This is a genomic window from Mesorhizobium sp. CNPSo 4670, from assembly GCF_057784235.1.
Map to the genome: position 1 here is coordinate 169,513 of NZ_JBWJFQ010000012.1, position 26,382 is coordinate 195,894.

The 26,382-nt window shown below is 60.4% G+C and carries 21 protein-coding genes; 1 reads left to right on the top strand and 20 read right to left on the bottom strand.

Going from position 1 to position 26,382, the window contains the following annotated elements; translation table 11 throughout:
• Positions 1 to 4: 4 nt before the first annotated feature.
• From AC0ZT5_RS20820 to AC0ZT5_RS20865, 10 genes are all read right to left on the bottom strand, one after another.
• Complete coding sequence (locus AC0ZT5_RS20820) at positions 5 to 331, bottom strand: succinate dehydrogenase assembly factor 2 (RefSeq protein WP_488497949.1); 327 nt, start codon at positions 329 to 331, stop codon at positions 5 to 7.
• Positions 332 to 450: 119 nt separating this feature from the next.
• Complete coding sequence (cyoD, locus tag AC0ZT5_RS20825) at positions 451 to 846, bottom strand: cytochrome o ubiquinol oxidase subunit IV (RefSeq protein WP_488497950.1); 396 nt, start codon at positions 844 to 846, stop codon at positions 451 to 453.
• Complete coding sequence (locus AC0ZT5_RS20830) at positions 843 to 1,475, bottom strand: cytochrome (ubi)quinol oxidase subunit III (protein WP_488497951.1); 633 nt, start codon at positions 1,473 to 1,475, stop codon at positions 843 to 845. Before AC0ZT5_RS20830 ends, cyoD begins: the two co-directional genes overlap by 4 nt.
• Positions 1,472 to 3,451: a cytochrome o ubiquinol oxidase subunit I gene (gene cyoB, locus AC0ZT5_RS20835; RefSeq protein ID WP_488497984.1), complete on the bottom strand. Its 1,980-nt coding sequence runs from the start codon at positions 3,449 to 3,451 to the stop codon at positions 1,472 to 1,474. Before cyoB ends, AC0ZT5_RS20830 begins: the two co-directional genes overlap by 4 nt.
• Before the next feature lie 2 nt (positions 3,452 to 3,453).
• The gene (cyoA, locus tag AC0ZT5_RS20840; RefSeq protein WP_488497952.1) at positions 3,454 to 4,419 is read right to left on the bottom strand and encodes a ubiquinol oxidase subunit II; all 966 of its coding nucleotides are present in this window, start codon (positions 4,417 to 4,419) and stop codon (positions 3,454 to 3,456) included.
• A complete protein-coding gene (locus AC0ZT5_RS20845) occupies positions 4,334 to 5,404 on the bottom strand; it encodes a heme o synthase (protein WP_488497953.1) in 1,071 nt (356 codons plus the stop codon). The genes cyoA and AC0ZT5_RS20845 overlap by 86 nt, the downstream gene beginning before the upstream one ends.
• A gap of 249 nt (positions 5,405 to 5,653) precedes the next feature.
• Entirely contained in the window at positions 5,654 to 6,940 is a 1,287-nt protein-coding gene (locus AC0ZT5_RS20850; RefSeq protein ID WP_488497954.1) for a threonine/serine exporter family protein, read from the bottom strand.
• Positions 6,941 to 7,128: 188 nt separating this feature from the next.
• Positions 7,129 to 8,841 carry a thiamine pyrophosphate-dependent enzyme gene (locus tag AC0ZT5_RS20855; RefSeq protein WP_488497955.1) on the bottom strand — a complete coding sequence of 571 codons (1,713 nt, stop codon included), beginning with the start codon at positions 8,839 to 8,841 and terminating at the stop codon, positions 7,129 to 7,131.
• 168 nt (positions 8,842 to 9,009) lie between these two features.
• Positions 9,010 to 9,564, bottom strand: coding sequence for a helix-turn-helix domain-containing protein (locus tag AC0ZT5_RS20860; RefSeq protein ID WP_488497956.1), 555 nt, complete (start codon positions 9,562 to 9,564; stop codon positions 9,010 to 9,012).
• Positions 9,565 to 9,803: 239 nt separating this feature from the next.
• On the bottom strand, positions 9,804 to 10,442 hold the full coding sequence (locus tag AC0ZT5_RS20865; protein WP_488497957.1) for a response regulator transcription factor: 639 nt from the start codon (positions 10,440 to 10,442) through the stop codon (positions 9,804 to 9,806).
• Between the two features lie 415 nt (positions 10,443 to 10,857).
• Here AC0ZT5_RS20865 and AC0ZT5_RS20870 point away from each other — a divergent pair, with 415 nt between their 5' ends.
• A complete protein-coding gene (locus AC0ZT5_RS20870) occupies positions 10,858 to 11,181 on the top strand; it encodes a response regulator transcription factor (protein ID WP_488497985.1) in 324 nt (107 codons plus the stop codon).
• On the opposite strand, the gene AC0ZT5_RS20875 is transcribed toward AC0ZT5_RS20870, so the two are convergent.
• From AC0ZT5_RS20875 to hemA, 10 genes are all read right to left on the bottom strand, one after another.
• Positions 11,144 to 15,466, bottom strand: a complete 4,323-nt coding sequence (locus tag AC0ZT5_RS20875; protein WP_488497958.1) for a PAS domain-containing sensor histidine kinase — start codon at positions 15,464 to 15,466, stop codon at positions 11,144 to 11,146. The two genes, AC0ZT5_RS20870 and AC0ZT5_RS20875, sit on opposite strands and share 38 nt — an antisense overlap.
• Before the next feature lie 542 nt (positions 15,467 to 16,008).
• Positions 16,009 to 17,664, bottom strand: coding sequence for a fatty acid--CoA ligase (locus AC0ZT5_RS20880; protein WP_488497959.1), 1,656 nt, complete (start codon positions 17,662 to 17,664; stop codon positions 16,009 to 16,011).
• Between the two features lie 99 nt (positions 17,665 to 17,763).
• The gene (locus AC0ZT5_RS20885) at positions 17,764 to 18,744 is read right to left on the bottom strand and encodes a 3-hydroxyacyl-CoA dehydrogenase NAD-binding domain-containing protein (protein WP_488497960.1); all 981 of its coding nucleotides are present in this window, start codon (positions 18,742 to 18,744) and stop codon (positions 17,764 to 17,766) included.
• Between the two features lie 2 nt (positions 18,745 to 18,746).
• A complete protein-coding gene (locus tag AC0ZT5_RS20890) occupies positions 18,747 to 19,691 on the bottom strand; it encodes a 3-hydroxyacyl-CoA dehydrogenase (protein ID WP_488497961.1) in 945 nt (314 codons plus the stop codon).
• Between the two features lie 74 nt (positions 19,692 to 19,765).
• Positions 19,766 to 20,551, bottom strand: coding sequence for an enoyl-CoA hydratase (locus AC0ZT5_RS20895; protein ID WP_488497962.1), 786 nt, complete (start codon positions 20,549 to 20,551; stop codon positions 19,766 to 19,768).
• 42 nt (positions 20,552 to 20,593) lie between these two features.
• Positions 20,594 to 21,820: a CaiB/BaiF CoA transferase family protein gene (locus AC0ZT5_RS20900; RefSeq protein ID WP_488497963.1), complete on the bottom strand. Its 1,227-nt coding sequence runs from the start codon at positions 21,818 to 21,820 to the stop codon at positions 20,594 to 20,596.
• A gap of 26 nt (positions 21,821 to 21,846) precedes the next feature.
• The gene (locus AC0ZT5_RS20905) at positions 21,847 to 22,650 is read right to left on the bottom strand and encodes an enoyl-CoA hydratase-related protein (RefSeq protein ID WP_488497964.1); all 804 of its coding nucleotides are present in this window, start codon (positions 22,648 to 22,650) and stop codon (positions 21,847 to 21,849) included.
• A 66-nt stretch (positions 22,651 to 22,716) separates the two neighbouring features.
• Positions 22,717 to 23,937 (bottom strand): acyl-CoA dehydrogenase family protein, encoded by a 1,221-nt coding sequence (locus AC0ZT5_RS20910; protein ID WP_488497965.1) that lies wholly within the window; start codon positions 23,935 to 23,937, stop codon positions 22,717 to 22,719.
• A gap of 429 nt (positions 23,938 to 24,366) precedes the next feature.
• Entirely contained in the window at positions 24,367 to 24,807 is a 441-nt protein-coding gene (locus tag AC0ZT5_RS20915; protein ID WP_488497966.1) for a hypothetical protein, read from the bottom strand.
• 311 nt (positions 24,808 to 25,118) lie between these two features.
• Positions 25,119 to 26,357: a 5-aminolevulinate synthase gene (hemA, locus tag AC0ZT5_RS20920; protein WP_488497986.1), complete on the bottom strand. Its 1,239-nt coding sequence runs from the start codon at positions 26,355 to 26,357 to the stop codon at positions 25,119 to 25,121.
• Positions 26,358 to 26,382 lie beyond the last annotated feature (25 nt).

Here is a 26,382-nt window from a genome sequence, read left to right on the forward strand (position 1 = left end):
ATTGTCAGAATTTATACTGTTTGCTGTTTAGGGGTCTTCGACGGTGCGCTCCGCAGAAGCCGCGCAGCAAGCGCATCACGTCATGATCATGCTCCGCCGGCGGCGGGCTGTTGCCCAGGATCCAATCGAATAGATCGGCGTCGGTGCAATCGAGCAGTGCTTCGAGCCGATCAAGTTGAGCATCGCCCAATTTGCCGATGGATTGTTCCGCGAACGAACCGAGGATGAGGTCGCTCTCTTGAGTTCCCCTATGCCAGCAGCGGAACAACACACGCTTGCTTCGGATGTCCATGTCTGCACGCTGCGATGCGTATGAGAGGCAACCGTTCATATCCGAGCGTCCTTCTCTGAATTGAGAACCGGTCTTGCAGATCGGTCCGGTGATGGCGGGCGAACCCGCCATCCAGCGCCATATGTGGCGACTTGCCAGGGCTGTTCCGCGCAGAGGGGTCAGTCCTGCATTTGCATATTCATCATGTCGCCGGGCGGCATCATGCTGCTGTTCAGATCGGTCATAATTACTAGGGAACCGCCCATCACCAGCAGAACGATGAGCACGCCAAACGCGAGCGCGAGCACATTGTTGGTGTTGTCCGGGCCGGTGGTGATGTGCAGGAAGAACACCAGGTGGATACCCATCTGGGCGATCGCGAGGACGGCCAGGCCGAGGGGAATTCCGGCAGCCCAGAGCAGCGATGTGTTGGCCACCCAGAACGACAGGGCGGTCAGGATCACCGCGAGAAGCAGCCCGATCGTGTAGACGAGCACGCCCGAGGCGACTGGCTCTTCCTGGTCCGTCACTATCGACTGGTCGCCAGGAGCGCGATGGTAACTAGTTGTAGTCATGGGGTAACTCCCATCAGATAGACGACCGTGAACAGCCCGACCCAAACGATGTCGAGCGCGTGCCAGAAAAGCGAAAAGCACTGAAGCCGACGCAGCACGGGGGCGCGAAACCCCTTCAACGCGACCTGCGTCATCATGACCGCCAGCCAGATCAGTCCGGCGGCGACGTGCACTCCGTGACAGCCGACGAGAGCGAAGAACGATGAGAGAAATGCGCTGCGTTGCGGGCCTGCGCCATGTGCAATCATGTCGGCGAATTCGCGGAACTCGAGAGCGAGGAACGCAGCGCCGAGCGCGAATGTCAGCAAAGCACCGACATACGTGCCGAAGCGGTTTCGCGAACCGACCGCCAATGCCATCAATCCGCACGCATAGCTCGACGCCAGAAGGCAAACGGTTTCGATGGCGACCCTGCCCTGATTGAACAGCTCAGCACCGGTCGGTCCGCCCGCGGTGGCATGCCGCAAGACAGCGTAGCCGGCAAAGAGCACCGAGAACATCACGATGTCGCTCAGCAGGAAGATCCAGAAGCCGTAAGCAACGACAACGCGCTTGGGGGCTGGACCGGCTTCGCTCACGCTCGACAGTGCTTCGCGAGCGACGTCGTCAACGGCAACAGTGACATTCATAGCGCGACCTCCGCCTGGTGAACCCGATCAAACTGGGCAAGCTGCGCTGCCGGCACCTCGGTCTCGTCCTCATCGCGAAAGGCGAAGATGAGGATTGTCAGGAACGTGCCGATCAGGCCCAGCCCGGCCATCCACCAGATGTGCCAGATCAGGGCGAAGCCAATGACGACGGCAAAGAACGCGTTGACGAACCCGACCGGACTGTTTTTCGGCACTTCGATCGGCTCGTACTGGCGCCCTGGCTCCGAGTGAGCTTGCTGTGCCTTGGCGCTTTGCTTCGTGGCCCAGTAGCTGTCGCGCTCCGCTACATGCGGCAGGACAGCAAAGTTCCAGGCCGGCGGCGGTGACGCCGTAGACCATTCCAGGGTGCGGCCGTTCCACGGATCGCCGGTCACACGAAGCAGGTCGCGATTGCGGATCGAGACGACCAACTGCACGATCTGACAGACAATCCCGACCAGGATGATGACGGCGCCGAGGGCCGCCACGACCAGCCATGGCTGCCAGGCCACATTGTCGTAGTGCTGCATGCGCCGGGTCATCCCCATCAGACCCACCACATAGAGCGGCATGAAGGCGAGATGAAAGCCGATGAACCAGCACCAGAACGAGCGCCTGCCCCAGCGTTCGTCGAGCATGAAGCCGAAGGCCTTGGGGAACCAGTAGTTGTAGCCGGCCATCACGCCGAACACGACGCCGGGAATGATCACGTGATGGAAATGAGCGACCAGGAACAGGCTGTTGTGCATTTGGAAATCGACCGGGGGCACGGCAAGCAGCACGCCGGTCAAGCCGCCGAGGACGAACGACACCATGAAGCCGATGGTCCATAGGACTGGCACCGTGAATCGCACGCGCCCGCCGTACATGGTGAACAGCCAGTTGAAGATCTTCACACCCGTCGGCACCCCGATGATCATACTCATGACACCAAAGAAGGCGTTGACGTTCGCGCTGGCGCCCATGGTGAAAAAGTGGTGCAGCCAGACCGTGTAGGCCAGAATGGTGATCACCATCGTCGCAGCGACCATTGAGCGGTAGCCGAACAGCGGCTTGCCGGAGAATGTCGCGCTCACCTCCGAAAAGATGCCGAACGCCGGCAGGATCAGGATGTAGACCTCGGGGTGACCCCACACCCAGAACAGGTTCACGTACATCATCGCGTTGCCGCCGGCGTCGACTGTGAAGAAGTGAAAGCCGAGATAGCGGTCGAGCAGCAGCATCGCCAAAGTCGCGGTCAGCGCCGGAAAAGCCGCGACAATCAGCAGGTTGCTGGCGAGCGCGGTCCAGCAGAAGACGGGCATGCGCATGTAACCCATTCCGGGTGCCCGCAATTTCAGGATCGTGGTGACGAAATTGATTCCAGTCAGCAGCGTGCCGACGCCGGAGATCTGCAGTGACCAAAGATAGTAGTCGACGCCCACGCCAGGCGAGAATTGCAGCTCGCTGAGCGGCGGATAAGCGACCCACCCCGTCTTGGCGAACTCGCCGATAACGAGGGAGACGTTGATCAGCAGGACGCCAGACGCCGTCAGCCAGAAGCCCACCGAGTTCAGCGTCGGGAAGGCGACATCGCGAACACCAAGCTGCAGCGGCACAATGAAATTCATCAGCCCGATCACAAACGGCATCGCCACGAAGAAGATCATGATCGTGCCGTGTGCCGAGAATATCTGATCGAAATGCTCAGGAGGCAGGTACCCCTGGGCGCCGCCAGCGGCGACCGCCTGTTGCGCCCGCATCATGATCCCGTCGGAGAATCCGCGCAGCAGCATGACAAGCGCCAGCAGGAAGTACATGACGCCGATGCGCTTATGGTCGACGGACGTGATCCATTCGCGCCAGAGATACGGGACATACCCTTTCAGCGTGACCCAAGCCAGGATGGCGACTATCGCCAGGGCAACGACAGCCCCTGTGCCCATGATGATCGGCTGGTCGAAGGGGATTGCGCTCCAGTCGAGCTTGCCGAGCAGGTTCATTTGACTGTCCTCTGTGATGCCTGGTCTGCGAGCCGCGAGGAATCATTTGGCTGCGCCGCGAGGCTCGGGATGCGGTTGAAAAGGTCGGATGCGACATCTCGATAGGTGAAAGCCTCAATCGCTTCGCTTGGTCGCGCCAAGTCGGCATAGGTTTGAGCATCGAGCACCGGACCAGCGTCGCGAGTTGCGTTCACCCACTGCGAGAAGGCTGTGGCCGGCACCGCATCAACGGCAAACTGCATGTCGGCAAAGCCGTCGCCGCTGAAATTGGCCGACAGCCCCCGGTACGTTCCAGGATGGTCGGCCTGCAGGTGGAGGCGCGTCACCATTCCCGCCATGGTGTAGATCTGGCCGCCGAGCTGCGGCACGAAGAAGCTGTTCATCACGCCTGAGGAGGTCAGTTCGAAGCTGACCGGCGTGCCAACAGGGATAGTCAGATGATTGACGCTTGCGATGCCCTGGTCGGGGTAGATGAACAGCCATTTCCAGTCGAGCGAGACCACCTGAACCCTGACAGGGTTGACTGCAGAGGCAATCGGCTTTCGCGGATCGAGGTCGTATGAGCCGACCCAGGCGACACCACCGACCAAGATCACCGTCATGACTGGGATCGACCAGACGAGTAACTCGAGACGGCCGGAATACTCGAAATCAGGCAGGTATCGCGCCCGCGTATTTGACGAACGAAACCAGAAGGCGACGGCAAGCGTGGCGATAATTGTCGGGATCACGATCGCCAGCATGATGCCGAGCGAGTTGAACAGAATCTGACGCTCGGCGGAGGCGATAGGCCCCTGTGGACTGAGAACACCTTCCGAGCAGCCAGCGAGTGTCACGGCGGCGATCGAACCAGTAGCGAGCAGCCTGAGCCGCATATCAAACCTCATCTGTGCCGGTGGTAATGGAAGTGCCTGCGGTGCGTACGACGCGGGGCATAGGCACGGCATGGGCAGCGCCGGCATCAGTCCGGTAACTGGACGCAGAGCGCGGCGGCTGAGCGGCGTGATCGATCAGGAGCGCCGCAAACAACACGAACAGGTACACGATGGAGAACGCGAACAGGCGGCGGGGAGCGCGGCGGTCGGCCTTGTCGCTTCTCTGCAACTGTATCGCGAGCACGACAAGAATTGCTCCGCACGCCATGGCTGCCGCACCATAGATCGGGCCCGCAAACCCGAGCGCCCACGGTAGCGCGGAAACCACGGCCAAAAGCGCGCAGTAGATCAGGATCTGCCGCGTCGTCGCGGCCCGTCCTGCAACGACCGGCAGCATCGGCACGCCAGCACGCGCATATTCGTCAGCGCGGTTGAGGGCCAGGGCCCAGAAATGGGGCGGCGTCCAGAGGAAAATGATGAGAAACAGGACCAGCGGCTCAAGCCCGATTTGGCCCGTCGCTGCAGCCCATCCGATGACCGGCGGAAGCGAACCGGCGGCACCGCCGATGACGATGTTCTGGGGTGTCAGCCGCTTTAGCCATGCCGTGTACACCACGGCGTAGAAGAGGATTGCGCCGGCGAGCAGTGCTCCCGCCATGGCGTTTGCCACCAAGCCAAGCAGCCCGACGGCGCCGCCGGCGAGCATAACCCCGAATACGAGCCCCTCGCGCCGCGAGATGTTACCGCGGGGAATCGGCCGCATCGCCGTGCGCGTCATGACGGCGTCGATATCGGCGTCGTACCACATGTTGAGCATGCCGGCCGCACCAGCGCCCGCGGCGATCGCGATAACCTCTAAAAGGGCAGGGAGCGGATCCAGATCGCCCGGTGCGATGATCATCCCAACCACCGCAGTAAAGACAGCCAGCACCATCACGCGCGGCTTCATGAGCCTCAGAAAATCTCGTAAGCGCCCGCACTCGGCCAGAGAGGCGGCGTGATGCGACGATGGTCTGGCACCGACTTGCGAAGACAAGGTTAGGCGGGAGCGGAGAGCGGCTGTGATCGCCATTTCCGATCGTCCTCTACGCGAGAGATCTGTCGTTTGGCATCGCAATCTTCTTGATGCCGTCGTTCCGCTAAGTTGCCCTTTCGAGGCGCGCCAAGCTTGTATGGTGCTGCTGGACCTGGGGCGATCGTGCGCAAAGAATCCGCAATGAGACGCTTGTACTGAGCGGTCGAAGTAGAGCGTCTCGCCGACATTGGCGGCTGGCGTTGATATTCAGGCGTCGTGGCAGTCGACTATCGCGGATATTGTCCGCTAGTTCCCCGATGCTGCGGGCGACAGGAAGTGCCCGAAAAGCATGCGCGGGACGATCAGTCCGACGGTCATGGCCAGAATGATCAGGAAGGCCGTGGCTCCGTTCACGACGCAGCTCGCGAGCAGATTTGCCGAGGCGTGCGGCCCAATCGAGACCAGCTGGACCAGGTCCTCCGCTGCATGAAACAGGAAGAAGCCTGGCATCATTGAGACAACCGCGGAAAAGCCAAGGGCTGCAAAGGGTAGGCGCAGACGGTTCGCGACCGGTGTGACCAGGAGTCCGGCAAGGACAGACGCAACCAGCGCTGCGGTTGCGACATGAAATCCCGCGAGCGAGATCACCACCCAGCGCGCCGCATGCACGAACATGCCGACCAAAATCGGAAAAGGCAGCAGGCTCCATGGCATGGAAAAGAACGTGGCGAATGCGGCGACCGCGCAACCCGCGGCGAATACATCGGCCACGAGCGGTACCGGCAGGGATGATCCGCCGCCCTGAAGAGTTGCGCCGCCGGTGGCCAGACCGGCGAACAGGCCAGCGCAGATTGTGAGGACGATGATTCCGGCGTAGACCAAGCGGGCGCTGCCGAGCGCGATGCGCGTGCGCGCCAGGTCGATCGCGCCATTGAGGAAGTGTGGACCTGGAACCAGTATCATGCACGGGCAGAGCGCGACGAGGGATTGCGCGTCTGACAGCTGCAAACGGCCCGCGACGGCCGCAACGATGCCGGCGATGAAAGCTGCACAAAGCGGCTGGATGAAGGGATTGCGTGAAAGCGTCGCCATTTGGCGGCGGGCGAGTGCGCCTGCTCCCGCACTCGCCGCGATCAGCAGCAGGCTCACAACGTCCAGCGCGCCGAAGATGACACCCATCGACGCGGCGCCGATGGCCGCGAACAGAATGAAGCGCAATATCGAAACCGGAGGCAGAGTTCTCACCGCCGAGAGGGCGGCACGCACCCCCTCGACAGGCAAGCGGCGATCGCAGACCTGATCCACTATCGTCATGACGGCCAGCACTCTGCCGAGATCGACCCCGAGAGGTGTGGCCGGAGCAATCTGCGATTGCGGCGCACCGTCGATCTCGACGGTAATGTCGCCCCACTCCGGCAATATCTTGGCCTCCACGCACAGGGCGTGCCCGAGCCGTTCAGCGGCAGTAACCGTCTGTTCGGTCGTCTGCCCGTGCTCGAACAGAAGCGCGGCCGCCAGCGCGATGGTGTCAAGTTCAACTTCGCGGCCCGGGAACGCGGGGGCCGGCGGCGGTGGTGGGATAGGCCTGGTCACGTCGGTTTGCCATGATGTACTGGATTTGGTGCACAGAGGCAGACCACCTGTGCGGCGGACGCATCAAGACCGGTTTAGATCAACCGCCACCCGCATTGCCGGATGCAAGTCCAGGTGGAGCTTGGATTGGGGCGCAGCCTTGGGCGGACAGTGCGCCGATGCGTCCGTCCTAACAGGACGATGCCAGGTCAAAGGAAGTTTTCCTTCACCATTTCCCAGACATCCCCTCCCCGGCCATGCAAAACGGCGCGGGCTGAATAGAGCGCCATGCCTGCTGCCGGTGCCGCAGCCATGAATGGAGGGATGACCAGTTGCAGGGGGCTGACATGCACGTGCAGCAGTGCCGGCCCCGGTTGCGCAAGCCAGTCTTTGACGCTCAGTTCAAGTTCATCCGCCTTGGAAACCGTTTGGCCCCAAAAGCCCAGCGCTCGCGCAACCTCGGCAAAGTTCGGGTTTTTCAGCCGCGTGAATGTATCGAGCATCCCCTCGGCCTTCTGCTCGATCTCCACGAAGCCGAGCTTGCCATTGTCATACACTGCAATCTTGATCGGCAATTGCTCCTGGATCACAGTCATCAGGTCACCGAAAAGCATTGAGAGCCCACCATCGCCGGCCAGACAGATGACCTGGCGGCCGGGCTGGGACTTCTGTAGCCCAAGGGCTGACGGCAAGCCTCCTGCCATGGTTCCATGCAGCAGACTGGCAAACGTGCGGCGCTGACCATTGGTTTCGATGTAGCGAACAAGCCAGGCGGCCGGCGTGCCATCGTCGGCAGAAAATACTGCGTCCTTCGCCGCATGGCGGTTGATCGCCTCGGTAAGATATGTTCCGGGAATACAGCCGCCGTGACCCGCCACAGCCTTTGTCTTTTCCGCTTGCCTGGCCTTGGCATAACGCCGCACATATTGGTCGCGGAAGGAGGGGTCAGAGCGCTCGACTAACTTGGGCAGCAACGCTTCCAGGGTTGCTCTCACGTCGCCAACAACACCCTTTGTGATCGGATGCCGTCGCCCGAGATGTGTCGGGTCGATATCGATCTGAACAATCTTCGCCTTATCGGGGTAGAACTGCCGCCAGGCAAAATCCGCCCCCAGGAGCAGCAGCGTGTCGCAGTCGAGCAAGGCGTGATAGCCGGCCTCGTTGCCGAGCATTCCGGTCATGCCGATGTTGAAGGGATTGTCGAACTCGAGGAAATCTTTCCCGCGCGAGGTATGAGCGATCGGGGCCTTCAGCCTCTCGGCAACGGCCAAAATTTCCTGGCGCGCTCCCTGGCAGCCGGAACCGCCATAGATCGCATGGTTCCCGCTGTTGTTGAGTATCCCTGCGATTTCGTCGAGGTCAACATTGCTCGGACGAACAACGGGCTCGGAAACATGAACCGCGTACGGGATATCATCGGCCACCGTTGAGGCGGAAACGTCCGCCGGCACGATGAGAACGGCAACACCCCGCTTCGACAAGGCGGTCTGACAGGCAATGACGGTTTTGCGTCGCGCCTGCTCCGCCGTATAGATCATGTCGCAGAAGACGCTGCAGCTTTGGTAGATCTGCTTGAAATCGACTTCCTGGATGAAATCGAAGCCCAGCTCGTCGCGAATGATCTGGCTTGCAATGAGAATGACGGGCGCACGGTTTCGGTTGGCTTCAAAAATCCCGTTGATGAAATGGAGGCTGCCGGGGCCGCAACTTCCGGCGACAGCCGTCAATTGACCCGTCAGCTGTGCTTCGGCCTGTGCTGCGAAGGCACCGGCCTCCTCGTGCCTCACCGACACCCATTCGATCTTGCTTCGCTCGAGCGAACGGGCGATCAGATTGAGCGTGTCGCCCACAACGCCGTAACAATGTTCAACGCCTGCACTCTGCAGCGTTTCAACAATGATGTCTGCTACCTGTCTGCTCATGCCGCCTAACACCTGTGAGATCGTTTCAAGGACTCAACATGTGGTTTCCCTGCTGGGCGATCTTGGTGCGGGCTGCGAGGACTTGTCTCGGATTGCTGCGATAGTTCGGCGAAGACGCCTAACTCCGCGCACGGCGGTGGGACGCGGTCAATTGCACGCGCACGCAGGTCAGCGGCGCCACATGGTCTCGCGCTCGCGCCGCCAGTTGGCCGGGCTTTGACCAAACGCATGCCTGAAAAGCTTGGACAAATGCGCCTGGTCGGAGAAGCCGACGGCTAGAGCGATTTCGCTCAGCGAAGCTGGGCTGGTCAGCATCAGGTGACAGGCTTCCTCAAGCCGTCGCCTAACAATGTAGGCGTGCGGCGGCTCTCCGAACGCCTGTTTGAATGAGCGGGAAAAGTGCGCCGTGCTCCGCCGCGCAACGGCGCTGAGATCACTCGCGTGGATGGTTCGGTGCAGGTTCCGGTCGATGAAGGATCGGACACGCGCTATCTGCCAACCCGCCAATCCACCCGTGCCGGAGCTTTTTGCACCTGAACGGCGCTCGATCTCCGACTGGAGCATGGATGCCGCAGTGGACAGCGATGTCTTTGCCGCCTCATGGTTGTGCTCGATCTCGCTTTTGGCTGCTTCAAGAAGCAGCACGAGACTGTTTGCCAGGCAACCGAACTCGAGATCGATCGGAGACGAAACGTCTGCAGTCTCGTTGTAGAGCCTGTCCATGTCGAACCCTCGACAAACATCCGCATTAGCCGTGGGACAAATTTCATGTGCCGCTCTCATAGAGACGAAACACGGTGTCGACCGCGGTGACTTGCAGTGTGATGCTTTGGAAGGCAGCGATCTAGTGCACGCGAGTGGCGTTGAGTACCGTCGTGGTTTCGCTAAGCTGAACTTTGGCTTACGCGGGAATAAAGGGCGATCGAATGCCGGTGGATCACCGCTGCTGGTGTGCCTTCGGCTCAGCAGTGCTGCGGCCCCTCGTCGGGCACCAGCTGCAGCTTTTCCGCCATTCGGCTGAGCGCGAGGAGCGAATTGGCTTTCATTTTTCGCATCAACCGGCTGCGGTGCACTTTCACTGTCGCTTCGGCGATCCCGATATCGCCGGCAATCTGCTTGCTGAGGCGACCGCGCGCGACGTGGATCATGATCTCGCGCTCCCTGGGACTCAGCGAAGCGAACCGCTCCCTGATAACCACCAGAGCCTCTTCGCTCTCCCGCCGGGCCCGATCGCGAGAGAGGCCGATCTGAATGGCGTCGAGGAGCTCCTGGTCGCGGAACGGCTTGGTCAGGAACTCAATGGCACCGCCCTTCATCGCCTGCACCGACATGGCTATGTCGCCATGGCCTGTGATGAAGATGATTGGGATCTCACGGTTCGCGATGGCGAGCTGGCGTTGGAGATCGAGGCCGCTTCGTCCCGGCAGTCTGACGTCGAGCACCATGCAAGTGGGACCGTTCGGCGGATCCGACTCGAGAAACTCGGGGATGGACGCAAACAACCGAGCTTCGAGATCGAGCGATCGCAACAGACGCCCGATCGAGGCCCGCAGGGCGGGATCATCGTCGATGACCAAGATGGTGGCGTTCGCGTCCGACATTGCTGCTGCTCACGGATCAAAGGGCGGGCAATGAGCCTTTGTCTCGGTTTGCAAGGTTCGCGTGGCTCCTCCGCTAGAAACTTAGTCCCGACCGATGGCCGTGAACAGTCTCATTTTCGTCAGCGACACGCGCGGACGTAAACGAAAGTTTATGCGCTCCGTGATCCGCATGATGGGCGTCCTGCCGCACAGCTGCAGAATTCGTGTGTGCTGGCATAAGCCAAAGTTTACAATCACTGGTATTGCTCCACCATAACACTTGGGCGCAGGCTGACCCGTCGCATGGGGGTGCGGGGGCGTTGTTGGGGCGCCCGCATCGCAGTTCGTGCGCACTTCCGGAGCGCATATGCCCGTGGCGTCGTTGGTCTCAGTCGTCGATGACGATCAGTTCTTTCGCGAATCCATGAGGAGGCTCATGAGGTCGCTTGGCTATGACGTCGCCGCGTTCCCTTCGGCAGCAGATTTCCTCGCGTCGCCCCGTCGCGCCGAAACCGCCTGTCTCATCGCTGACGTGAATATGCCAGCGATGACCGGGCTCAAGCTCTATGACCACCTCATCGAGGCGGGTGACGCGATTCCGACGATCCTCGTTACGGCCTATCCCAACGATCTTGACCAGGCCCGCGCGTTGGACGATGGTGTGGTTTGTTATCTTCTTAAGCCGTTTGATGAGCGGCATCTTGTACGGTGTCTCCACGAGGCTATCCAGTCCGGCGAACCGAGCGACGAGACGTCCTGAGTTCGTTGCCTGCGCCTGGCAAGAAGAACCGAAGTACGGCCCCACGCGATGCATTCCTGTCTGCCCACAGCCGACCCCCGTGAGCATCGATGATCGACTGGGAGATCGACAGTCCCATCCCCACTCCGCTCGGTTTCGTGGTGTAAAAAGCTTCGAAAATGCGATCGAGATGGTCTGGGTCAATGCCCAGTCCCGTATCGTGCACGGACACGAGAACGTCACCGGTCTGGGTTTGCTCGGTGCTGATCGCCAACTCCCGTGGTTCCACTTCGACCGCGCTCATCGCTTCGACGGCGTTCAGGATCAGGTTCAGCACGACCTGTTGCAGTTGGACACGATCCCCCTCGACGGGAGCCAGCGCATGCGTGAGACGGGTCCGCACCGAGACTCCGTTCGTGGTGATGGAGCTTTGCGCCAATCCAAGCACTTCGTCGATCGCCTTGTTCAGATCGAAGCGAGACTTTCGTGGCGGCGCTTTCTTGATGTGATCGCGGATGCGGTCGATGATATCTCCCGCTCGGTCGGAATCGTCGACGATGGAGGCGAGCGCTTCTCGGATTTCGCCTAGGTCTGGCGGATTTCTGTCCAGAAAATGCATGGCCGCACGGGCGTTGTTGCGCGCCGCGGCAATCGGTTGCGTGATTTCGTGGGCCAGCGAGGCGGTCAGTTCCCCCATGACGCTCAAGCGGTTCATGTGCGCGAGATCCGACTCCAGCTGGCGCAGCATCTCATGCTCCTCCTGCGCGCGCATGAGGGCTGTCACGTCGGTGCCGGTACCGCGATAGCCACGAAACTCTCCGTCGGTGTCGAACACCTGCTTGCCGGTCACCTTCACATGTATGGGAGAGCCGTTTTGGCGAGCGCAGTAATACACGAAGTCACGGAACGGTTTTCGTGCATCGAGAGTTGCTCGGAGCAACCGCCATTTCTCCGGCTCTGTTTCAAGATCGAGAGCGCGATCCCAACACGCCGTGCCGATTCGATCGGCCGCGTCTGAACCAAACGCATTCTCGGTCAGCAGCGTGAATTTGTAGTCCTGACCGATTTCCCAAAACCAATCGGAGGCACTTTCGGCGTAGTCGCGGAACTTCGCCTCGCTCTCCCGCAATCCTTCCTCGGCGCGCTTGAGCTGCTCAATATCCAGAGTCGCCCCAACCCACAGCAGCAGGGTTCCATCGCTCGCCCGGAGCGGTTCGGTGCGAGTGTGGAACCAGCGGTACTCTCCTTGAGCGGTACGGACTCGATAGTTATGTTCATAGCCTTCGCCCGTGCGCAGACTGTTTGCCCAGAGTTTGCGTCCGTCGTCTTGGTCGTCGGGATGCAAAAACGGGATATGGACGTCCCACGGTGCGCCAGTGTCGATGCCAAAACGCAGGGGATGATCCTTCGGAACACCAAGATAATCCGCTTGTCGCTTATTCACGAAGGTGAGGCTGCCGGACGGAGTGCCGTACCAAGTATACGCCGGGAGCACATTTAGGATGGCTTGCACCTGTGCCATGAACCCTGGCTGGCCCGTTGACCAGGTGAGGCCCGGTACCGTGTCCATGAGTTGACGGAGTTTGTATTCGCTTTCCCGCAATGCTTCTTCAGCGCGCTTTCGTTCCGTCACGTCGATGAGTGTAGCGACAGATTCGACAAGTTCTCCGCCTTCTGAGAACTTAGGATGAGCGGTTGCTTCGATATATTTTAAGGTTCCTTCGGGTAGTATGATTCTGTACTCTACTATATAGACTCTCTTCTCCCGTATCGCTCGCCCCACCTCCTCGCGCACCCGTTCTCGGTCGTCAGGATGGGTCATTTGCACCACAGCTTCGCGGCTCGGGACCCCGTTACGCGGATCAAGCCCGAAGATTCGATAAGTCTCATCCGACCAATAGAGAATCGCTTTATCGTTGTAGGCTGCAGAGCCAGTGTGGCTCAGCCTCTGTGCTTCGGCCAGATAGGCTTCGCTACGGCGCAACTGATCTTCGGCCTTCTTGGCCTCATCGATGTCGACAGACACGCCATACCACTGGACAATGCGTCCTTGACGGTCGCGCAGAGGCTCACCACGAGCATGGTGCCAACGAAATTCCCCGTCCGCCCGGCGCAGACGGAACACGGCCTGGAACGAAGTTCCGGTCTGAAATGCATGATTGAGGGCCCTTGCGGTTTCTGGAAAGTCGTCGGGGTGCAGGAAGGCCTCCCAGCCGCCATGCTTGAAATCCTCAAATCGCATGCCGGTGTAGGCCAGCATGCGCTGATTGAGTTGGGTCGGTTCGCCAGAGGGGTCCGTAGACCAGAGTAGGCCCGGTACCGTTTCGAAGATCTGGCGGAGCGTGTGTTCGCTTTCCCGCAGGGCTTCCTCGACCTGCTTGCGCTCCGTCACGTCGATCTGTGTGGTGACAATCTCGACAAATTCCCCGCTTGGCGAGAATGCAGGTCGGCCGATTGATTCGAGGTGTTTGACCGTTCCATCGGGCAGTACGATTCGGTACCCGTGCGAGTAGTCTCTTTTTTCGCTCACCGCACGCTGAACCTTTGCGTTCAGCCCGTCGCGGTCGTCTGGGTGGATCCGTTGGAACACCGCTTCGCGGCTCGGAACACCCTGCGCAGGATCAAATCCCCAGATGCGATAAGTTTCCTCAGAGCCATAGAGAATCTTCGTGTCGTTGAAGGCCGATACACCACTGTGACTGAGCCTCTGTGCTTCCGCCAGATAGGCTTCGCTGCGGCGCAGCTGATCTTCGGCTCTCTTGCGCTCAGTCACATCGATCTGTGTAGCTACAATTTCGACAAGCTCTCCGCCTGGTGAGAACACAGGCTCCCTGATTGATTCGAGGTGTTTGACCGTTCCATCGGGCAGTACGATTCTGTACTCGTGCGAATAGCCCTTTTTGTCGCTTAACAACCGCTCAGCCGTTGCGCGAACCCGGTCCCTGTCGTCGGGGTGAACCCGTTGGAACATGGCTTCAGGGCTCGGAATACCCTGCGCCGGATCAAACCCCCAGATACGATAAGCTTCCTCCGAAAAATAGAAAATCGTCGATTCGTTGGCGGCCGACGTACCGCTGTGACTCAGCCTCTCGGCTTCGGCAAGAAGGGCTTCGCTGCGGCGTAGCCGGTCTTCGGCCTTCTTGGCTTCATCGATGTCGACAGACAGGCCATACCACTGGATAACGCGTCCATGTCGGTCGCGCAGAGGCTCACCACGAGTTTGGTGCCAACGAAACTCGCCGTCCGCCCGACGGAGACGGCTTACGGCCTGGTACGACCTCCCTGTTTGAATAGCTTCCTGGAAAACCCTCGCAGTTTCTGGAAAGTCGTCCGGGTGCAGGAAGGCCTTCCAACCGCCATGCTTGAAGTCCTCCAATCGCATCCCGCTATAATCCAACAGGCGCTGATTGAGTTGAGTCGGTTCGCCGGCGGGGTCAGTTGACCAGAGTTGGCTTGGTACCGTTTCAAAGATCTGACGGAGCTTGTATTCGCTTTCCCGAAGGGTCTCCTCCGCCCGCTTGCGTTCCGTCACATCCATGTTTGTGCAGAAAAACTCGACAATCCTTCCGTCCGAAGAAAAAACAGGACGGCCGATTGATTCCAAGTGTTTGACCGTTCCATCGGGCAGTATGATTCTGTACGCGATCGAATAGCCTCTTTTCTCGGCGGACGCGCGCTCAGCCGTTGCGAGCACCCGGTCCCGGTCGTCGGCGTGGACCCGTTGCGACGCGGCTTCGAAGCTCGGAACACCCTGCGCCGGATCAAACCCAAAGATATGGTAAGTCTCTTCCGACCAGTAGAGAAGCGTGGTGTCGTTATAGACCGAGGAACCGGTGTGGCTCAGGCTCTGCGCTGCGGCCAGATGGGCTTCGCTACGGCGCAGCCGGTCTTCGGCCTTCTTGGCTTCATCAATGTCGATGAGAACGCCGTACCAGCGAAGCACGCGGCCGTCATTGTCCTTCAACGGTGCTCCCCGCACGTTGAACCAGCGATGCCGGCCGTCCGCTCCGCGAAATCTGCAGACCACATCGGAAGGACTTTTGGTCTCGAGATTTGAGAGCCAGCTCCTCACCTTGAAGGCGACGTCATCCGGATGGACTCTTTCCACCCATCCCCAGCCGGTTATTTCGTCCAGCGGCGCGCCAAAATAGTCGAGCACACGCTTGTTGACGTATTCGATATTGCCCCCGGGTTCGGCTTGCCACACCAGCGTCGGAAGCGTCTCCACCAACAGGCGAAGCTCTTGCTCGCCGCTGAAAAGGGCCTCCTCGGCTCCGTCACCGTCCTTTGACTCGGGTCGCTCCATGGCCAGACTCCAGGTTCGGACCTGCCTGTTGCCGGAGACGGCGATTTTGCTGAGGACCGCTGACGATCCGGCAAGGCAGCACGGTCATCTTATCCGTTGCGCCAGAGACGGACTATATCCCCTCGCCTCATGCGAGCGATTCGCGAAGCTCCACAAATTTCCGCCTCATCCTCGCAGGCAACACTCTGCAAGCAGGTATTGGCAAATCAAGTGAACGCGTTCGAGAGAAACGTTTCGCGTCGCCAATCCATATATGTCTGCAATGAAGGGGCTTGTTAGAAATGCGGCCAACAATTCATCAACTGCTGGCGAGCCTGTGGTGAGTCTTTCCAAAAGATCGCCTGAAAGACGGTCCATCCCGTGTCGGAATATTGGCGGAAGCTTAGCCGGGAGGGATGTCTGTCGCTTGCATCGGCGTGCTGCGATTTGGTTGTTTTCTGCGCACTCTGCTGCACGCGCAAGTCGGCCCAACAGATGCCCTGGCCTTTGCAGAGGACCGGACTGCGGCAGTTTGCGGCTCCGCTGTTGAACCCCTGGCGTGATTATGAGTGCTCGCCGTATGTCTCTCTGAGCTTCTTCTTGTCGTATTTGCCGACGCTTGTCTTAGGGAGCGCATCGACAAACAGGATCTTGTCCGGGATTCCGAATTTCGACATCACGCCGGCATCGGCGAAGGCTTTCAGGTGCGCCTTGATCTGTATGTCGCTGACATCGTCGCCTGCGTCGGCGTCCCTGATGACGAGCGCCAGCGGTCGTTCTCCCCATTTGTCGTCCTTGACGCCGATGACAGCGGCTTCCGACACACCTTTGCACTGCGAAATGAGATCTTCGAGCTGCAGCGATGACACCCATTCGCCACCGGTCTTTATGACGTCCTTGATCCGGTCGATGATCCGAACGTACCCGCCCGGCTCGATGACGCCGATGTCGCCGGTGTGCAGATAGCCGCCGGCCCACAACTGCTCGGACGCTTCGGCGTTGTCGACATATCCCTGCGTGAGCCACGGCGCGCGCACGAAGATTTCGCCGGGCGTTTTTCCGTCATGCGGCAGTTCGCTGCGGTCCGTACCGACCAAACGGATATCGACCAGCGGTGCAGCCATCCCTGCTTTGGTTCGGATATCGATCTCCTTGTTGGACCCGCCCGCGAGATCCGCTGATTTCACCTGCGCCAGGCAAAGCACCGGTGCGCTCTCCGACATGCCGTAGCCGGCATAGACGTCGACGCCCAATGCAAGCGCCTGCCTGGCAAGCGCCTTCGGCAGTTCGGAACCACCTACCACCATCTTCAAGCCGGCGAGATCGGTGTTTGCCGCCGTGGCCGCGCCGAGCAGCATCTGCAGAATCGTCGGCACGCCGTGTGTGAAGGTCACGCCTTCGGTCTTGATCAGCTTGAGAAGCAATGCGGGATCGTAGCGTCCCGGATAGACCTGCTTGACGCCGGAAAGCGTCGCCGTCCATGGAAACCCCCAGGCGTGTGCGTGAAACATCGGGGTGATCGGCATATAGACGTCGTCGCGGCAAAACCGGCCTTGTTTCGCGGCGCTGCCCAGGAAGGCCATTTCGGCGAGCGAATGCAGCACCAGCTGGCGATGGCTGAAGTAGACACCTTTCGGCGCACCCGTTGTCCCCGTCGTATAAAAGGTGGTGGCAATCCTGTTCTCGTCGAAGTCCGGGAAAGCATAATCCGGCGAAGCGCTGCGCAGCAGGTCCTCATATTCGCCGGCGAAGGAAAGGCCACCTGTCTCGGGTACCGCTCGATCCGACATCAGGATCAGCGTCTTCACTTCGGGCAGTTGCTGTCTGATACCTTCCAGAACCGGGACGAAGTCGTCGTTGACGAGAAGCACCGACGAGCCCGCGTGTTTGATCGTATAGGCGATCTGCTCCGGCGGCAGACGGACGTTCACCGTCTGCAAGACAGCTCCCATCATTGGAATGGCAAAGTAAGCCTCCAGGAAACGGTTGCTGTCCCAGTCGAGCACACCGACGGTGTCGCCGGCACGGACACCAAGCCTGTCGAGGCTGTATGCCAGCCGCCCGATGCGCTCGCGCAACTGGCGATAGGTGAAGCGTCCTAGGTCACGAAAGACGATCTCCTGATCGGGCGCCTGCAGCAGCGGGGTATGCCACAGCTGCTTGATGAGCAGCGGATACTGATAGGCGGACCTGGTGACTTCTATGGGTCTTCCGGCCATGGCGGCGTCCTCCGGATATTGTCGCGTCAGCGCTCGATGGCGAGGACGCCGGCCAGATGGCGTTGATGACGGCGGGTCTCACATTGTCCCGATTCGTTTCTAGGCGACGCGGTTGGTTTTTATCGACTGCGCCGCTTCTGCAACCGCCTTGTTTCGCAATTCCAGAAGCCCAAGAAGGACCTCGTCCCGCTCCGCGGCCAGATCGTCGATCGAACGCGAGCCCACCTCGGCGTGAACGCCATCAATCAGCTTCTGCTGCAGCTCCGGTGTCAGTTCCGGCGAACCCAGGACCTTCCACCAGGCGGTCATCGGACCGGTGAATTGCTGCAGGAAATGCTCCATTCCACCTTGGCCGCCACCGAGATGATTGAGCAGGACCTGGCCCATGATGCCCCACCGCAGTCCCGGCCCCCAGGAGAGGGCGGTGTCGACGTCGGCGACACTGACGACGCCCTCGCCAACAAGATAATACACCTCCCGGGCAAGGGCAGATTGCAGCCGATTGGCGACATGCCCGGGCACTTCCTTATGCAGGCGAACCGTTTTCTTGCCCAGAGCCGTATAGAATTCCGAAGCGCGCCGGATCGTCTCCTCGGAGGTCTTCGCGCCACCGACGATCTCGACCAGCGGAACCAGATGCGGCGGATTGAACGGATGCGCAATGACGCAGCGCTCGGGGTGGTACGGACAACCGGACTGGATCTCGCTCATCGTCAGGCCAGACGAACTCGAGGCGATGATCACATCGGATGGCAGCAATTCGTCGAGCTGACCGTACAGCTTCTTCTTGAAGTCGATCCGCTCCGGTCCATTCTCCTGGACGAGATCGGCTCCCTTGACGGCCTCCGACAGGTCGGCGTTAAAGGCCAGCCTCATGGGAGAGGCGCCGGGGGCGAGCCCCAGCCTGTCGAGCGCGGGCCAGGCCGCGTCGATGAAGCGCCTCAATGACGCTTCCGCATTGGGGGCGATGTCCGTCGCCACGACATCGAGGCCCTTTGCCAGGAATTGTGCCGCCCAGCTCGCGCCGATAACACCCGTTCCGATAATGGCGACCTGAGAGATCTGCTTGCTGCCAGCCATGGTCATTTCTCCTTCGAGGGGATTTCGGCGTAAGCGACGCCGGACAGATTGCCTTGGGCGAAGAGAAGCGCGCGCTTCTCGGAGCCATCGAGCTTTGCGGAATAGACCGAGCCTCCGAGATCGGTGACGAACATCCGATTGCCGGGAACGTCGAGCGCGATGCCGATGCCTTCCATCAGGTCGCTGACGAGGAGCTCAGGTGCATATCCATTTCTGGCCGGCGCATCGATTGAGGCACGGTTGACCGTATTGCCGACCGGTGGATTGCCGCGGTCCGTCCAGTAGAGAAAACGGCTTTCGAGGTCGAGCTCAAGGTCGATCGGTTCAGGCAGGTCGTCGAACAACACTTCGATGTCTGTTCGACCGAAGGCGTCCTCGCCCTTAGGTAGATCCATACCAGCCCGGAACATGCAGCCGAGGCCGGAATTGTCCGGACCTTTCTGTGTCCAGTAGATTTTCCGATCCTTCGGGTCGACCGTTATCCCGACGCACCAGTTGGTCGCATCGCGACTATCGTCCTCGCCCTCGCCTGTCTGGACCAGCGTCTCGACATTCGTGCCGTCGAGATTCGCGCGCATCACCCGCATGCCCTCGCGGTCGCACCAGTAGAGCTTGCCGCTCCGCTTCTCCAAGTGGATCTGCTTTGGTGTGTGGGTGACGCCCTGAGGGACGATGACCTTGCGATTGCTGCCATCGAGGTCGGCACGCTCGATCGAACCGTCATTGAGGCTGGGCACTCCCATGTTTGTCCAATAGATATGGCCGGCCCCGACATCGACGACGATGCCGTCGGGCAGATGACAACCGGTGACGATGACCCTTCGGTCAGAACCGTCCGAGTTCATCGAGTGGATACGGTCACCACTCAGTTCGAGAACGTACAGTCGCCCGACCGTGTCCTTGCTGTCCGATGGTGATATTGCCTTTTTCGCGAAAGCGTCATTCATAGCTCTTCCTTTCACAAGCTCAGGGCTGCGATGCCGAAGCGCCGCATCCTGCAAGTTCGTTCGTCCCCAACGGCCTACACGGCCGCTAAAGGCTTTCTGGTTTTGGTGAAGTCGGGAGGACGCTTTTCCAGGAAGGCTGTCAGCGCTTCCTTCGCCTCCTCGGAGCGGACATGAGCGCTGAAGGCCTCGTTCTCGGCCCGCATTGCCGCCTTGATCTGTTCGCGAAAGGGACGCTTCAGAAGTCGCTTGGACGCTTGCAGCGCACCAGCCGGTTTCGCTGCCAGCTTGCGCGCCGTGTCGGTCGCCACCGGCAGCAGGTTCTCATCGAGCACGACCTGCGTGACCAATCCCAACTCCGTGGCGCGCCTGGCATCGAACGCCGATCCCAGCAAAATCAACTCGGCTGCACGGATGTGCCCGATCGCAGCCGGAATGGCGTAGCTCGAGCCAAATTCCGGCACCACGGCAAGGTTGATAAAAGGCATCTGGAACCTGGCGCTTTCGCCGGCATAGACGAAATCGCAGTGCAACAGCACGGTGGTTCCGCTACCGACCGCGGCGCCTCGTACGGCCGCAACGATCGGCTTGCCGAAATCAGCCAGCGCATTCATGAGTCGAGCCTGAGGAGATTCTCCAGCACCCGGAGGATTCTTCAGAAAGTCCTGGATATCGTTGCCGGCGCTGAATGCATCTCCCGCACCGTGCCAAAGCACGACACGTATGTCTTCGTCCTTGGCGGCATCATTGAAGATATTCGCGAGCTTCGTGTACATGCTCGAAGTCATCGCATTCATCTTTGCCGGTCGGTTCAGTTCGACGCGAAGTATGCCTTCGGATCGTTCAGTAGCTATGTCATCCATCGTCTTCAGTCTCCGACCATCCAATAGCTGCGGTACCTAGCTCTAGGCGGCGCGTCCTGGTGCCTTCGGAACGGTGCCGTTGGTGCGCAGCCCGTCGATCTCCGTAGAGCTGAAGCCGAGCTGCTTGAGGATTTCTTCGCTGTGTTCGCCGAGCTCGGGTGCCCGTCTGGCCGAAGCCTTGGCAACGCCGTGCACCTGGAGGGGGCTGCCAATCGTGAAATCAAGGTTACCGCCGGCGCCTTCGAGCGGCACCACGATATCGTTCGCTCTGAGTTGCGGATCCTTGATCACGTCGGCAGGCGCCTGCACCACGCCAAAGGTGAGATGGGCTTGCTCGAAGACTTCGCGCCAATGTGCCATCGGCTGCGCGGCAAAAGTCGGATCCAGGATCGCAGTGAGCTGCCCTGAATTCGCGGCTTGTTTTGCAGGGTCGGCGAACCGGACATCCGTCAACAGATCCGGACGGCCAATCCCGTTGACCAGAGCCGGCCACTTGTCGGGCGTCAGCACGATTACGAACCATGTGTCATCAGCTGCCCGATAGACGTTGAAGGTCGCGTTTGGCGGATTGGCACGATCGTGCAATGGGAAGAAGGTGGCGTCGGCAAGCGCGGCCTGTGCAGTGACAGCACTAGCCCAGACGCCAGCGGCGAGCAGCGAGGTGGTGACGTACGAGCCCTTTCCGGTGCGTTCCCTCCGGTAGAGTGCCGTGACGATTGCGGAGTAGAGGCTGACCGCCGTCGCATGGTCGCCGCTGCCTGCTACTGGCAATGTCGGCGGGGCACCGGCATCTCGTGTCAATGATAGCAGTCCGCTTCGTGCCCAGTAGGCCGTGATGTCGAACCCCGGGAGCTGGGCGTCAGGTCCATTGTCGCCATAGCCGGTAACGTCTGCATAGATCAGACGTGGATTCCACGGCGCCAGGTCCTCGTAGCCGAGCTTCAGTTTTTCGCGAGCTGGATGTGGTGTGTTAACAATCAGAACGTCCGTCCACTCAACCAGCCGCCGCAGAACTTCCCACGCTTCGGGCGACTTCAGGTCGAGCGCCAATCCGCGCTTGTTGCGGTTGTTGAGATGCCAGGGATAGTTGTCTTTTGCTCGGGGCTGCGGCGGGATCTTATATCCTATCCGCCATGTATCGCCGGTCGGCGGCTCGACCTTGATCACGTCGGCGCCGAAGTCGGACAGGATCACCGCGGCGCCTGGGCCCGCGATGAAGCTGGCCAGGTCTACTACCTTCAGCCCGGTGAAAATGTTGTCGGTTGCCATATGGGCTGTCCTTTCTGAGGGTTTGTTCAGCGTCCACGGAACTGTGGCGCGCGCTTCTCGAGGAAGGCGGTCGTGCCCTCCTTCTTGTCCTCGGTTGCGGCGCACAGCCCGAAGTAGGAGGCCTCGAGCAGCAGGCCTTCGCCCTGGCTCGTCTCCATCCCCTTGTTTGCCGCCTCGAGCGCGAACCTGATGGCGATCGGAGCGTTGGCGGCTATCTTGTGCAGGATCGACTCGGCGCGTGCGATCAGTGCGGCGGCCGGAACAATCTCGTTGACCAGTCCGATCCGATGCGCCTCCTGGGCTGTGATCATCTCCCCGGAGAGGATGAGCTGAAGGGCGCGGCCCTTGCCGACTAGCCGCGGCAGTCGTTGCGTTCCACCGCCACCGGGTACCAATCCCAGTGTGACTTCCGGCTGGCCGAACCTCGCCGTTTCCACCGCGATCCTGATGGTGCAGGCCATCGCCGTCTCACAGCCGCCGCCGAGCGCAAATCCGTTCACGGCTCCAATCACCGGCTTGCCGAGATTCTCAATGAGATCGAGCACCCCCTGCCCGAAGCGACTGGACTGTTCAGCCTCGAACGCTGAGACCTGTGCAAGCTCGCTGATGTCGGCGCCCGCGATAAAAGCCTTGTCGCCGGCACCCGTCAGAATGACGCCACGTATCGCGGCATCGTCGCGAGCGTCCGCGAAGGCCTTTCCCAAATCTGACCACGTCGGCGTATTGAGCGCGTTGAGAACCTTTGGGCGATTGACGGTGACGTAGGCAATAGCGCCCTTCTTCTCATAGAGGACGTTTGCGAGCGCCAGGCCCGCCGCTTCAACGGCCATGATGAATCTCCTGTTCAGGAAGGGGGGGCGAGCCAGGTGGGGGGAGCGACCCTGGCTCGCCGCTGCTCACACGAATGCGCCGAGGCCGGTGATGGCTTTGCCGACGATCAGATTCTGCATCTGATAGGTGCCTTCGTATGAGTAGAGCGCTTCGGCGTCGTTAAAGAAGCGCGCGACATTGTAGTCGGCAACGATGCCGTTGCCGCCGAGCAGCTCGCGGCCCCACGAAACCGTCTCGCGTGACTTTGCCGTGCAGAAGGCCTTGGCCAACGAGGCGTGGTGGTCGGCGAGCTTGCCTTCGTCATCCATCTGCGCCAGGCGGACCATCAGGCACTGGCACGCCGTCACGTTGGCGAGCATCTTGGCCAGGATATCCTGCACCATCTGGAACGAGGCGATCGGCTTGCCGAACTGCAGACGCTCCTGCGTGTATTTCAGTGTCGCCTCGAAAGCACCCATCTGGATGCCGGTCGAGGCCCAGCCGACCATGTAGCGCGTCATCCGCAGCACGCGCGCGGTATCGCGGAACGAGTTGCCGCCCTGCAGGCGGTTGGATTCCGGTATGCGGACATCCTGCAGTGTGATCTGGCCGTTCTGGACGACCTTGAGTGCGATCTTGTGTTCGATCTTTTCGACGCTGAACCCCGGCGTCGTCTTGTTCTCGACGATGAAGCCCTTCACCTGATTGTCGGCGAGGTCGCGCGCCCAGATGATCGAAACGTCGCACCATGTCGCGTTGCCGATCCAGCGCTTCTGGCCATTGAGCACCCACGTGTCGCCCTCGCGTTTGGCGGTCGTGGTCAACCCTCCGCTCGTGCCCGAACCGACCAGTGGCTCGGTCAGGCCGAAGCAGCCGATCTTTTCCCAGCGGGCCATCGGCGGCAGCCACTTCTGCTTCTGCTCCTCGGAGCCGTCGAGATAGATCGAGCCCATGGCGAGGCCGCTGTGAACACCGAAGAAGGTGCAGAATGACGCGTCGACGCGTGCCAACTCCATTGCGACGAAGCCGAACAGCTTCTGGCTGCCGCCGGCGCAACCGTAGCCCTCATATCCTAGGCCGCCGAGGCCGAGTTCCTTGAAAGACGGTAGCAGCTCGAAGGGAAATGCGTCGTCGGACCAGTATTTGTTGATAATCGGCTGGACCTTGCTCTCCATGTAGGTCCGCACCTTCCTGACCACCGCCGATTCGTCGGGGGTCAGGACATCGGCGAGCTGGTAGAAGTCGCTGTTCGGCGCCGGCAAAGGCTTCGCCTTCTTGTCTTCCTTGGTTGCGACTGCCATTGCCATCCTTCGTTCTCCTGCTCGATTGTCCCGATCTCTCGGAATGAAGTGTGAGTGGGACTATGGCTTCAGCCAGCGCTTTCTTCTTGGAGAACTCTGCGGCGGGTAGGACACCTGTGCCCCCAATCCTTATCATCTGAGCCGAACTTGCTTCGGTTGCGGAGTTGCACCGGAGCGGCAGGGTCTGTGAACGCGGGGCATGGACAGGGTCCGCTGCATCAGCCACCGCCCGCGGCGCGCCAGTCCGGATTGACGAGGAGGACGGAGGCAGCGCCCCGGCTCGGCAGTCGCGAGGACATCGGGAGATAAGCTTCCGTCTTGAAACCGGGCAGTCGGATAGCCGGCCTTGCGGATGGCGGATGAACAGCGAGAACCGCTATGTCGCCCTTGAATTCCGTATCTAGACTTGGGCCATCAGCCGGAGATCCAATTCCGCTATCCGTTCGGCGGTTCGTTCTGAAAGAACTGACGGCTCCGCAGCTCGGCGTCAGCGAACGCCTTCTCACCCTCGGTACGAAGGTGCTTCGGCTTGTGTTTGCACACTATCTCACAGTCGCAGCCGGGACCTTCGCGGTCACAGAGCTCAAGGTAGTCGGGTTTGTCACCCACCCCCTCCGCCAGCTGCATGAGTGACACGATGTGCTGGAGCCGCCTGGATGTCATGTAGGCGTAGCAGTGGACGGTCCTGAGGACTGCAGCGGCCTGCAACACATTTAGCGCCGTCTGGCTGCATTTTCGGGCGCCCTTCAGGTTTTCCTGCGCGGTGTGTTCTAGGATCTCGTGCAGCTGATCGATCAGGCCATTGGTCAGGTGGTTGGCGACTTCCCTGAGCCTCGCTCGGTCAAAACCATCGTCGATCATGGGCTTCTTGGTCATTGCCGTGCTCCTGCAAGCTGCCGCGCACTTTAATCGGTTGCAGCAGAAGCTTATCGCGACCGGTCGTCGCTGGATTTGATCGACATGCGCCGGCTTGTTTGTTTCGACGGCAAGTCAAAGCAACTGGCTCGAGAGATCTATCCTCCGCGCTACCGGTCCGGCGATCGTTCCACGACGAGACCGGAAACCATACTCACCAGCGTCAGGAGGTTGGCGCGAAGTGCCACGATGCGAACCGCATTCACGGCCATGAATGCTCCGCCCCGCTCTGTGGCAGCAAGGTTGCGCGCTGATTGCGATCCCAACGATTGTCACTCTGCCGCTGGAAGATCGTCTCCTAGAGGCAATCCCAAGTGGGACCATACGTCTACCAGCGAATCACGAAGTTCGCCGACCATGCGGTCATTGTGCAAAGGTGACGGGGTTATCCGAAGCCTCTCTGTTCCCCTCCGAACCGTGGGGAAGTTGATCGGTTGGATGTAGATGCTGTGCTCGCTCAACAGCAAATCGCTGATCGCCCTGCACTTCTCGGGATCGCCGACAAATAGAGGAATAATGTGGGTGTCGGTGTGTCCAACCGGCAGACTGGCATTGGCCAGATGTGATCTTACCTCATGAACGCGCTTTCGGTGATGGAAGCGCTCCCGATCGGAGGTCTTCAAATGCCGGATCGCCGCGGTCGCTGCCGCTGAGATCGGCGGAGGAAGGGCGGTCGTAAAAATGAAGCCGGGCGCGTATGAGCGAACCGCGTCGATCAGATTCCTGCTGCCAGCAATGTACCCGCCGAGACAGCCGAAAGCTTTTGCAAGAGTTCCTTCGATCACGTCAATGCGGTGCATGACGCCTTCGCGTGCCGCTACTCCAGCGCCCCGCGGACCGTACAGTCCGACTGCGTGAACTTCATCGCAGTAGGTCATGGCACTGTGCGTTTTGGCTAGCTCGCAGATCTCTGAGATCGGAGAGACATCGCCGTCCACGGAGTAGAGGCTTTCGAACACGATTAGCTTCGGGCGCCCCTGCCCCGCCGCCGTTAGCAGCCTTTCCAGATCTGCCATGTTGTTGTGGCGCCAAATCATTTTTTCCGCGCCGGACTGGCGGACACCCTCGATGATGGAATTGTGATTGAACTCGTCCGACAGGATCAGACAGTTCCGGATCAGCCTTGCAATAGTCGAAATGCCCGTCTGGTTCGACACGTAGCCCGAGGTGAAAACCAAGGCTGCCGTCTTGCCGTGAAGATCGGCAACTTCACGCTCGAGCTCGACGATCGGCGAGCTTGTTCCGGCTATATTGCGCGTCCCGCCAGCGCCCACTCCCGCCCTGTTCGCGGTGGAGCACATGGCACCCACAACAACCGGATGCTGGCTCATCCCGAGGTAATCGTTCGAGCACCAGACCACAACCTCCCGGGGGCCTTCCGGAGACTGCCAGATGGCAAGGGGATAGGAGCCAGCAATTCGCTCGATCTCGACGAACACCCGGTAGCGTTGTTCCTCGCTAAGCCGCGCAATTGCCGCGGCAAAGAAGTCGCCGTAGCCAGGCGAAGACACGCCAGACCAGTGGCGTGGCTGCCTT